Source organism: Klebsiella sp. V115_8, assembly GCF_029967715.1.
In the GTDB taxonomy this organism is placed as follows: Bacteria; Pseudomonadota; Gammaproteobacteria; order Enterobacterales; family Enterobacteriaceae; genus Klebsiella; species Klebsiella quasipneumoniae.
Window position 1 is genome coordinate 153,313 of sequence record NZ_JASCAR010000025.1, and the last position, 10,227, is coordinate 163,539.

The 10,227-nt window shown below is 57.1% G+C and carries 9 protein-coding genes and 1 pseudogene; 7 read left to right on the forward strand and 3 right to left on the reverse strand.

Annotation, left to right across the window (positions count from 1 at the left end):
• Nucleotides 1-26: 26 nt before the first annotated feature.
• Nucleotides 27-410 carry an autonomous glycyl radical cofactor GrcA gene (gene grcA / locus QLG03_RS10295; RefSeq protein ID WP_002914084.1) on the reverse strand — a complete coding sequence of 128 codons (384 nt, stop codon included), beginning with the start codon at nucleotides 408-410 and terminating at the stop codon, nucleotides 27-29.
• Between the two features lie 311 nt (nucleotides 411-721).
• Here grcA and ung point away from each other — a divergent pair, with 311 nt between their 5' ends.
• The gene (ung, locus tag QLG03_RS10300; protein WP_255988903.1) at nucleotides 722-1,411 is read left to right on the forward strand and encodes a uracil-DNA glycosylase; all 690 of its coding nucleotides are present in this window, start codon (nucleotides 722-724) and stop codon (nucleotides 1,409-1,411) included.
• Between the two features lie 55 nt (nucleotides 1,412-1,466).
• Here ung and QLG03_RS10305 read toward each other — a convergent pair whose 3' ends face one another.
• A complete protein-coding gene (locus QLG03_RS10305; RefSeq protein ID WP_023290674.1) occupies nucleotides 1,467-2,552 on the reverse strand; it encodes a tRNA/rRNA methyltransferase in 1,086 nt (361 codons plus the stop codon).
• A gap of 203 nt (nucleotides 2,553-2,755) precedes the next feature.
• Between QLG03_RS10305 and trxC the strand changes: the two genes are divergently transcribed.
• The 5 genes from trxC (at nucleotide 2,756) to QLG03_RS10330 (ending at nucleotide 8,476) form a co-directional block, all read left to right on the forward strand.
• A complete protein-coding gene (gene trxC, locus QLG03_RS10310) occupies nucleotides 2,756-3,181 on the forward strand; it encodes a thioredoxin TrxC (protein WP_002914091.1) in 426 nt (141 codons plus the stop codon).
• Between the two features lie 69 nt (nucleotides 3,182-3,250).
• Entirely contained in the window at nucleotides 3,251-3,949 is a 699-nt protein-coding gene (gene tapT / locus QLG03_RS10315; protein WP_044524370.1) for a tRNA-uridine aminocarboxypropyltransferase, read from the forward strand.
• Nucleotides 3,950-3,983: 34 nt separating this feature from the next.
• Nucleotides 3,984-6,635 (forward strand): protein lysine acetyltransferase, encoded by a 2,652-nt coding sequence (pat, locus tag QLG03_RS10320; RefSeq protein ID WP_049013875.1) that lies wholly within the window; start codon nucleotides 3,984-3,986, stop codon nucleotides 6,633-6,635.
• Nucleotides 6,636-6,755: 120 nt separating this feature from the next.
• Nucleotides 6,756-8,111, forward strand: a complete 1,356-nt coding sequence (gene pssA, locus QLG03_RS10325; RefSeq protein WP_023290677.1) for a CDP-diacylglycerol--serine O-phosphatidyltransferase — start codon at nucleotides 6,756-6,758, stop codon at nucleotides 8,109-8,111.
• A gap of 41 nt (nucleotides 8,112-8,152) precedes the next feature.
• Nucleotides 8,153-8,476, forward strand: a complete 324-nt coding sequence (locus tag QLG03_RS10330) for a YfiM family lipoprotein (protein ID WP_004201811.1) — start codon at nucleotides 8,153-8,155, stop codon at nucleotides 8,474-8,476.
• Nucleotides 8,477-8,479: 3 nt separating this feature from the next.
• On the opposite strand, the gene QLG03_RS10335 is transcribed toward QLG03_RS10330, so the two are convergent.
• Complete coding sequence (locus QLG03_RS10335; protein ID WP_023290679.1) at nucleotides 8,480-9,778, reverse strand: MFS transporter; 1,299 nt, start codon at nucleotides 9,776-9,778, stop codon at nucleotides 8,480-8,482.
• 179 nt (nucleotides 9,779-9,957) lie between these two features.
• Here QLG03_RS10335 and QLG03_RS10340 point away from each other — a divergent pair.
• Nucleotides 9,958-10,227: pseudogene (locus tag QLG03_RS10340) on the forward strand (hypothetical protein); the annotation flags it as partial.

The following is a 10,227-nucleotide window of genomic DNA, read 5'->3' on the forward strand; positions in this document are numbered from 1 at the left end:
CGGCGTTTTCACATCTGGCGTTAGCCTTACAGGCTTTCGGTAAAGGTACGAGCGATAACGTCGCGCTGCTGTTCCGGAGTCAGGGAGTTGAAGCGTACCGCGTAGCCGGAAACACGAATGGTCAGCTGCGGGTATTTTTCCGGATGCTCAACCGCGTCCAGCAGGGTTTCGCGACGCAGCACGTTAACGTTCAGGTGCTGACCGCCTTCCACGCGAACTTCTGGTTTCACGTCTACCGGGATTTCACGGTATTCGATTTCACCCAGTTTGCTGACCGCCACCACGTCATCTTCCGCAAAACCACCTTTGGCGCACAGGCAACGCGCTTCGCCTTTTTCGCTATCCAGCAGCCAGAAAGAGTTCAGCAGGTCGTCGTTTGCCGCTTTAGTAATTTGGATACCAGTAATCATTTGATGCCTCCCAGGCAGTGTTTATTCGATTTTGGCCTCTTCGCGGCCAATTGGTAAAACCATTGTTGTATGAGTGTATATATATCAGCCGCACCCTCGGCATTCTTTGATGTAAATCAACAAAAACCACTCACTCTAAGTGGGTATGCAAGGATTTTATTGTTTTACATCAAGTTACGCCATTAGCCGCTATAAATAATTTTGTAAATTTTCAATTTTTTTTGCATAAAGGCCCGCGTCAAGCCGTGCCGATTTTGTTCTGTAGAAAGAAGCCGTTAAGCTATAGCAATGACCCTTTGCAGGAGAGCAAGATGACCACCCCTTTAACCTGGCATGACGTGCTGGCGGATGAAAAGCAACAACCCTATTTTCTCAATACTCTGAAGACCGTCGCCGAAGAGCGCCAGTCCGGGATCACCATCTATCCACCGCAAAAAGATGTCTTTAATGCGTTTCGCTTTACCGAACTAGGCGATGTCAAAGTCGTCATTCTCGGTCAGGACCCCTATCACGGCCCGGGGCAAGCCCACGGTCTGGCGTTCTCGGTTCGCCCCGGCGTCGCTATCCCGCCCTCGCTGCTGAATATGTACAAAGAGCTGGAGGCCACTATCCCTGGCTTTACCCGCCCTACCCATGGTTACCTGGAAAACTGGGCGCGCCAGGGGGTGCTCCTGCTTAATACGGTCCTGACCGTCCGCGCCGGGCAGGCGCACTCGCACGCCAGCCTCGGCTGGGAGACGTTTACCGATAAGGTAATCGCGTTAATCAATGAGCACTGCGAGGGGGTGGTCTTTCTGCTGTGGGGCTCCCATGCGCAGAAGAAAGGCGCGATTATCGATCGCCAGCGCCACTGCGTACTGAAGGCGCCGCACCCTTCACCGCTCTCCGCGCATCGCGGCTTCTTTGGCAGCAACCATTTCGTGCAAACCAATCAGTGGCTGGCCGATCGCGGCGAAGCGCCGATTGACTGGATGCCGGTCCTTCCCGCCGAAAGCGAGTGATCGACAGCCATAAAAAAAGCCAGCATCAGCTGGCTTTTGTATTCAGGGACAGGTATTACGCCTTGTTCTGACGCCACCATTCCGCCAGCAGGACGCCGGTCGCCACAGAGACGTTCAGGCTTTCGACATTGCCGGTACCATCGATGGCGACGCTGAGGTCCGCGCTGGAGATGGCTGCATCCGACAGGCCATCGCGCTCCTGGCCTAACACCAGCACCATTTTCTTCGGCAGCTCGGCTTTAAACAGCGGGGTACCATTATGGCTGGAGGTCGAGACAATCGCATAGCCCGCCTGACGGAACTGATCCAGAGTATCGATGAAGCTGTCGCCGGTGATCGGTTCAACATGTTCCGCACCGCCTTCCGCCGTACGGATCGCCGCGCCGGACTCCAGCACGCCGGCATCCTGAACCACAACACCCTTCACGCCGAAGTGCGCGCAGCTGCGCATGATCGCCCCGAGGTTGTGCGGGTTACCCACGTCCTCCAGCGCCAGGACGCAATCTTCTTCTGCGGCCTTCGCGACCCACTGGGCAACAGAGGTACCGTGGCGTTTTTTGATCAGGAAGCAGACGCCGCCGTGGTGATCGGTCCCGGAGGCTTTCGCCAGCTCGGCTTCATCAACCACATGATAGGCTTTACGGTTAGCCGCCATCCAGCGCAGCGCCTCTTTAAAGCGCGGCGTCACGCTCTGGATAAACCAGGCGCGGACAATGGCTTCCGGGCGGCTCTGGAACAGGGCCTGACAGGCGTTTTCACCATACACGCGGGTCTCTTCCGCGCGCTGGCGACGCAGTACTTCCGGATCGATAAAGCTCTTCCCGCTGATCCCGCCGTGATCCTCTTTTACCGGCGTCTCATCGCCAGGAGCGCGAGAAACGGTACGCCACGGGGACGCATCGTCACGATTAAAATCATCGCGCTTGCGCTCATCACGCTTGCGGTCATCGCGTTTACGATCGTCACCGCGGCTGTTTCGTTCGTCACGCGCAGGGCGGCTGCGGCCGTCAACACGAGATTTTCCTGGACGACCTCCCCCTTTCCCGGTACGTGGGTTATGGGTGCGTTTGTCAGAATCATCATCACTGCGGACATACATCACTTTGACCTTGCCGCTTTTATTTTTCAGTTCGTCGCTCATCAATTTTCTCCACCTGCGCTGCGCGAAGCGCGCAGATTACCCGATGTGTCATCGCTTCGCCATGATTTCGTTTAAAAGACGGCCTCTATTGCACTCATCGAACAAAACGCATTGTCCTTAAATAACACTTAATCGATAATATGTAACATCACAGAAACATATCGGCCACGTGCCACGTTGCAACCCATAACCAGAGGTTAGTTATGAATACCGTTTGTGCCAGTTGTCAGGCTCTGAACCGCCTCCCGGACGATCGTAGCGCGGATGGCGCAAAGTGCGGACGCTGCGGTCACGATCTTTTTGATGGCGACGTCATCAACGCGACCGGGGCAACGCTGGATAAACTCTTAAAGGACGATCTGCCGGTCGTTGTCGATTTCTGGGCGCCATGGTGCGGTCCCTGCCGCAGCTTCGCGCCGATCTTTGAAGACGTCGCGGAAGAGCGTAGCGGGAAGATGCGTTTTGTGAAAGTTAACACCGAAGCGGAACGTGAGCTTAGCGCACGGTTTCGTATCCGCAGCATCCCGACCATTATGATGTTCAAAAATGGCGAAGTGATCGACATGCTCAATGGCGCGGTGCCAAAAGCGCCATTTGATAGCTGGCTAAACGAAGCCGGACAGCAGTAATCCTTCCGGGGCACCGCTTGTGCCCCGTTTTCGCCTCTGCGACAATAGCGTTTTTCACTAGCGACTCCCATGACTGATAACGCTGTCCTTCGCCTGCGCGCCGAACGTCTCGCGCGAGCCACCCGCCCTTTCCTTGCTCGCGGCAACCGCATCCGCCGCTGCCAGCGCTGTCTGCTGCCGCTCAAGCAGTGCCTGTGCGCCACGTTAACGCCGGCGCAGGCCACCAGCCGTTTCTGCCTGGTGATGTTTGATACGGAGCCGATGAAGCCCAGCAACACCGGCCGGCTCATCGCCGATATTCTGCCGAATACCGAGGCTTATCAATGGTCGAGAACCGAGCCGCCGCAGGGGCTGCTCGATCTGGTCGCCCATCCCGATTACCAGCCGATGGTGGTGTTCCCCGCCTCCTACGCCGCACCGGAGCGCCAGGTCCTGAGCGCGCCGCCGTCCGGCAAACCGCCGCTGTTTATCATGCTCGACGGCACCTGGACCGAAGCGCGTAAAATGTTCCGTAAGAGCCCTTATCTGGACGCGCTGCCGATCATCTCCGTCGATCTGTCGCGCATCTCAGCCTACCATCTGCGCGAGGCGCACGCCGACGGACAATATTGTACCGCGGAAGTGGCTATCGCCCTGCTGGATCTGGCGGGCGATGCGCCGGCCGCCGCAGCGCTTGGCGAACACTTCACCCGCTTTCGGACCCGCTACCTGGCGGGAAAAACCCAGCATAAGGGCAGTATCACAGCGGGCCAGGCGGAAAACGTTTAAAATCATTCGGTCACTGGGATGAAAGGAGACCGGTATGAGCCAACGAGGCCTGGAAGCGCTGCTGCGACCAAAATCCATCGCCGTTATTGGCGCATCAATGAAGCCGCAGCGCGCTGGCTATCTCATGATGCGCAACCTGCTAGCCGGCGGCTTCAATGGCCCGGTACTGCCGGTGACCCCCGCCTGGAAGGCGGTGCTTGGGGTGCTGGCGTGGCCCACCATCGAGAAGCTGCCGTTTACGCCGGATCTGGCGGTGCTTTGTACCAACGCGCGACGTAATCTCGAGTTGCTCGAAGCCCTGGGGCAGAAAGGCTGCAAGACCTGCATCATCCTCTCTTCGCAGCCGGAACAGTATCCGGCGCTGCTCGAATGCGCTGCACGCTATCAGATGCGCCTGCTCGGCCCAAACAGCCTGGGGCTGCTGGCGCCGTGGCAAGGCCTGAACGCCAGCTTTTCGCCGGTCGCGATCCACCGCGGTAAACTGGCCTTTATCTCGCAGTCGGCCGCCGTCTCCAACACCATCCTTGACTGGGCGCAACAGCGCGAGATGGGGTTTTCCTACTTCATCGCGCTGGGCGATAGCCTGGATATAGATGTCGATGACCTGTTGGACTTTCTGGCCCGCGACAGCAAAACCAGCGCCATTTTGCTTTACCTTGAGCATCTCAGCGACGCGCGCCGGTTTGTCTCCGCCGCGCGCAGCGCCTCGCGAAACAAGCCAATCCTGGTGATCAAAAGCGGCCGTAGTCCCGCGGCGCAGAAACTGTTGCACGTCAATTCAGGGATGGATCCGGCATGGGACGCGGCCATCCAGCGTGCTGGTCTGCTGCGGGTCCAGGATACCCATGAGCTGTTCTCCGCCGTAGAAACCCTGAGCCATATGCGCCCGCTGCGCGGTGAAAAACTGATGATCGTCAGCAACGGCGCGGCGCCGGCGGCGCTGGCGCTGGATGAGCTTTGGTTGCGTAACGGTAAGCTGGCGACCCTCAGCGAGGAGACGCGCGACGCCCTGCGCCAGGCGCTGCCGGGCGGCGTTGAGATCGCCAACCCACTGGATCTACGCGATGACGCCAGCAGCGAACACTATCAGCGGGCGGTGAATATTCTGCTTAACAGTCAGGACTACGACGCGCTGCTGGTGATCCACTCGCCCAGCGCCGCCGCGCCGGGCACCGAGAGCGCCCTGGCGCTGATAGACGCCCTGAAGCACCATCCGCGTGGCAAATATGTCACCGTGCTGACCAACTGGTGCGGCGAATTCTCTTCCCAGGAGGCGCGACGGCTGTTCAGCGATGCCGGCCTTCCCACCTACCGTACGCCGGAGGGCACCATCACCGCCTTTATGCATATGGTCGAGTACCGCCGTAACCAGAAACAGCTGCGCGAGACTCCAGTGCTGCCGGACTCGTTAACCGCCAATACCAGCGAAGCGCATGCTCTGCTCCAGCAAGCGATAGATGACGGCGCCACCACGCTGGATACCCACGAGGTCAGCCCGGTGCTCCGGGCCTACGGTATCCACACACTGCCAACCTGGATCGCCGCTGACAGCGCGGAAGCGGTGCATATCGCTGAGCAGATAGGCTATCCGGTTGCGTTGAAGCTGCGTTCCCCGGATATTCCGCACAAATCAGAAGTACAGGGGGTCATGTTGTATCTGCGTACCGCGGCAGAAGTACAGCAGGCAGCGGATGCGATGATCGATCGCGTCAGGCTGGCCTGGCCCCAGGCGCGCATTCATGGCCTGCTGGTGCAGAGTATGGCCAATCGCGCCGGCGCCCAGGAGCTGAGAGTGGTGGTTGAGCACGATCCCCTCTTCGGCCCGTTGATTATGTTGGGCGAAGGCGGCGTGGAGTGGCGGGCCGAGGACCAGGCCGCTGTGGCGCTGCCGCCGCTGAATATGAACCTGGCGCGTTATCTGGTGATCCAGGCGATCAAAAATAAGAAGATCCGCGGCCGCAGCGCATTGCGACCGCTGGATATCGCAGGCTTAAGCCAGCTGCTGGTTCAGGTCTCGAACCTGATCGTCGACTGCCCGGAGATCCAGCGGCTGGATATTCATCCCCTGCTCGCCTCCGGCAACGAGTTTACGGCGCTGGACGTTACCCTGGGGCTTGCTCCCTTTAGCGGCGACAGTGAAAGCCGTCTCGCTATTCGTCCCTATCCGCACCAGCTGGAGGAGTGGGTGGTGATGAAAAATGGCGATCGCTGTCTGTTCCGGCCGATCCTTCCGGAAGATGAACCGCAGTTGCTCGCGTTTATCGCTCAGGTCACCAAAGAAGATCTCTATTATCGCTATTTTAGTGAGATCAACGAATTTACCCATGACGACTTAGCCAATATGACCCAGATCGACTACGATCGAGAAATGGCGTTCGTCGCCGTCAGGACCACCGCGGAACAGAGCGAGATCCTCGGCGTGACGCGGGCGATCTCCGACCCTGACAATATTGATGCCGAGTTTGCTGTGCTGGTCCGTTCAGATTTGAAAGGGTTAGGCCTGGGGCGAAGGCTGCTGGAAAAGCTGATCGCCTATACGCAAAGCCATGGCCTGCAACGGCTGAATGGGATTACGATGCCGAATAACCGAGGCATGATCGGCCTCGCCAGAAAGCTGGGATTCACCGTTGATATTCAGCTGGAAGATGGGATTGTCAGTCTGTCGCTGCCCCTGAATCAGGGATAATCGCGCGACGCTGACCGCAATTGTTGACCACATTAGCGGGTAGTAATGGTATTATTGCCCGCTTACGTCGTCTGCATGGTACAGAAGACCCTTCAATAAACAGAGAAGAAACGCACTGTGATGTTGTCAAAATTTAAGCGTAATAAACATCAACAACACCTTGCCCAACTCCCTAAGCTTTCTCAGTCAGTTGATGATGTAGAGTTCTTTTACGCCCCTGCGGATTTCAGGGAAGCGTTACTGACCCGGATTGCCAACGCCACTCAGCGTATATGCATTATTGCGCTCTACCTGGAGCAAGATGATGGCGGAAAAGGAATTTTGCAGGCCCTTTATGACGCCAAACGTCAGCGTCCGCAACTGGATGTTCGCGTCCTCGTTGACTGGCACCGCGCTCAACGTGGCCGTATCGGCGCCGCCGCCTCCAACACCAATGCTGACTGGTATTGTCGGATGGCCAATGAAAATCCGGGCGTAGAGATCCCCGTTTACGGCGTGCCGATTAACACCCGGGAGGCGCTCGGCGTTCTCCATTTCAAAGGCTTTATTATCGATGACTGCGTCCTCTATAGCGGCGCCAGCCTGAACGATGTTTATCTGCATCAGCATGATAAGTACCGCTATGACCGCTATCAGTGCATCCGTAACGGCAAAATGGCGGACGTCATGTTCGACTGGGTCGACAATAATCTGGTTCAGGGACGCGGCGTGAATCGTCTCGACAGACCGGATCGGCCAAAAAGTCCGGAAATCAAAAACGATATTCGCCAGTACCGTCAGGAGCTGCGCGACCGCAGCTACCATTTTGTCGGCACCGCCGGTGACGAAGAACTCTCCGTCACCCCGCTGGTAGGCCTGGGGAAATCCAGCCTGCTGAACAAAACTATCTTTCACCTGATGCCCTGTGCCGAGCACAAGTTAACGATCTGCACCCCCTACTTCAACCTTCCTGCCGTGCTGGTAAGAAATATCATCCAGCTGCTGCGCGACGGTAAACAGGTGGAGATTATTGTCGGCGATAAAACCGCTAACGATTTCTATATTCCGGAAGATCAGCCGTTTAAAATCATCGGCGCGCTTCCTTATCTGTATGAGATCAACCTGCGGCGTTTCCTCAGCCGGCTGCAGTATTATGTGAATACCGATCAGCTGATCGTCCGCCTGTGGAAGGATGACGATAACAGCTACCACCTGAAGGGCATGTGGGTTGACGACGAGTGGATGCTGCTCACCGGCAACAACCTTAACCCGCGCGCCTGGCGACTCGATCTGGAAAATGCCATTCTGATCCACGATCCAAAGCAGCAGCTGGGAGCCATGCGGGAGAAAGAGCTGAAGCTCATCCGCACCCACACCACGGTGGTGAAACATTATCGGGATCTGCAAAGTATTGCCGACTATCCGGTGAAAGTGCGTAAACTGATCCGCCGACTGCGGCGGATCCGCATTGACCGGCTGATCAGCCGTATTCTCTGACAATCAGCCCCGCCTCGACGGGGCTTTTTTCTGGAAGCGCTATGCGTACGATAATCGTGATTGCTTCGCTGATGTTAACGGGCTGCAGCCACATGGCAAATGATGCATGGTCCGGTCAGGACAAAGCCCAGCATTTTCTGGCCTCGGCGATGCTGTCTGCCGCCGGCAATGAATATGCGCAACATCAGGGTTACAGCCGGGACCGCAGCGCTGCTATCGGCCTGATGTTTTCCGTCAGCCTCGGCGCCTCAAAAGAGCTTTGGGACAGCCGCCCGGCAGGCAGCGGCTGGAGCTGGAAGGATTTCGCCTGGGATGTAGCCGGCGCGACCACCGGCTACGCTGTTTGGCAACTGGCGCACCAGTAACGGCTAAAGACGCAGGCCTTTGCCTTTGCGATGCAGCATCAGGGAGACCAGGAAGGCGATGGCCGCCATCACCGTCACGTACCAGTAGAACGCGTGCTCTATCCCCGCCGATTTCAGCGACAGCGCGACATATTCCGCCGAGCCGCCAAACAGGGCATTCGCGACGGCATAGGACAGCCCTACCCCAAGCGCGCGAACCTGCGCCGGGAACATCTCGGCCTTCAGGATGCCGCTGATCGAGGTATAGAAACTGACAATCAGCAAGGCGCAGATCACCAGGCCGAAGGCAGCATAGGGTGAGCTCACTTTTTGCAAGGCGCTCAGGATAGGCACGGTAAATAATGTCGCCAGCACGCCAAAGCACAGCATGGAGGTACGGCGGCCAACTTTATCCGAAAAGGCGCCGAACAGCGGTTGAACCAGCATATAAACGAACAGCGCCGCGGTCATGATCACGCTGGCGGTGCTGGCCGTCATGCCCGCCGTGTTGACCAGATACTTTTGCATATAGGTAGTAAAGGTATAGAAGGTCAGCGATCCGGCGGCAGTAAAGCCCAACACCATCACGAAAGCCCGGCGATTACGCCACAACCCTTTAAATGAGCCAGCCTCTTTCAGCGCCCGGGTCTCCTGCTTCGAGGTTTCGTCCAGCTGGCGACGCAGCCACAGCGCGACGATAGCCAGTACTGCCCCGAGAGCAAAAGGAATACGCCATCCCCAGGCATGCAAATCTTCGTCGCTCAGCACCTGCTGGAGCGCCACGACCACTAATACCGCCAGCAGTTGACCGCCAATTAACGTGACGTACTGGAAAGAGGCATAGAAGCCTTTCTTTCCTTCAATCGCCACTTCACTCATATAGGTCGCGCTGGTGCCATATTCTCCACCGACCGACAGCCCCTGAAACAGACGGGCCAACAGCAGCAGCGCCGGAGCCCAAGTGCCGATGACCGCGTAGCCCGGCAGGCAGGCAATCACCAGTGAACCAAAGCACATCATACAGACCGAAATAAGCATGGAAGCTTTACGTCCGCGGCGGTCGGCGATCCGACCAAACAGCCACCCACCGATAGGACGCATCAGAAATCCAGCGGCGAATACGCCTGCCGTTTGTAAAAGTTGAGTGGTGGTGTTTCCGGAGGGAAAGAAGATATGGGCAAAATAGAGCGAGCAGAATGAGTAGACATAAAAATCAAACCACTCAACCAGATTTCCCGAGGAAGCGCCAACAATTGCCCAAATACGACGACGGGTATCGGCCTGCTCCGGCGCGGCCCGTTCGGTAATGCTACTCTCTGTCATTGTTATATTGCTCCAGCAAAGACTGCAGTCTGTCTTGTCGGGCGTACCACGTCACGCAGACAAATTAGTTAGTAAACTAAATGTTATATAATTGTTATATCTTTATATGTGATTGCATTCACATTTTTTTTCGCAAGCACGGTTTTCGCGATCAACGCCAGCGCAGAGGCAAGGAAAAAGTGGATTATGGCGAAGGGTTTGCCATGACGGGGTTTTATGTTGCTTTGAATGAAGATAATGGTGCGGGTATGGCGGGATTTTCCCCGGAGGCGGTGCTGCGCACCTTGTCCGGGCTACGGATCCGTAGCCCCGGTAAGCGCAGCGCCACCGGGGGAGGCATGTCGGCACCCTCGCCGGAGGACAAAAACGCAGAAAGCTCAGTCTTTCGACTGAGCTTTCTGCTTTATTTGATGCCTGGCAGTTCCCTACTCTCACATGGGGAGACCCCA

Bases quoted from the DNA above. Each gene is read 5' to 3' on its own strand.
- grcA (WP_002914084.1), bottom strand. From the start codon at position 410: ATGATTACTGGTATCCAAATTACTAAAGCGGCAAACGACGACCTGCTG.
- pssA (WP_023290677.1), top strand. From the start codon at position 6,756: ATGTTGTCAAAATTTAAGCGTAATAAACATCAACAACACCTTGCCCAA.
- QLG03_RS10305 (WP_023290674.1), bottom strand. From the start codon at position 2,552: ATGAGCGACGAACTGAAAAATAAAAGCGGCAAGGTCAAAGTGATGTAT.
- QLG03_RS10335 (WP_023290679.1), bottom strand. From the start codon at position 9,778: ATGACAGAGAGTAGCATTACCGAACGGGCCGCGCCGGAGCAGGCCGAT.
- trxC (WP_002914091.1), top strand. From the start codon at position 2,756: ATGAATACCGTTTGTGCCAGTTGTCAGGCTCTGAACCGCCTCCCGGAC.
- pat (WP_049013875.1), top strand. From the start codon at position 3,984: ATGAGCCAACGAGGCCTGGAAGCGCTGCTGCGACCAAAATCCATCGCC.
- tapT (WP_044524370.1), top strand. From the start codon at position 3,251: ATGACTGATAACGCTGTCCTTCGCCTGCGCGCCGAACGTCTCGCGCGA.
- QLG03_RS10330 (WP_004201811.1), top strand. From the start codon at position 8,153: ATGCGTACGATAATCGTGATTGCTTCGCTGATGTTAACGGGCTGCAGC.
- ung (WP_255988903.1), top strand. From the start codon at position 722: ATGACCACCCCTTTAACCTGGCATGACGTGCTGGCGGATGAAAAGCAA.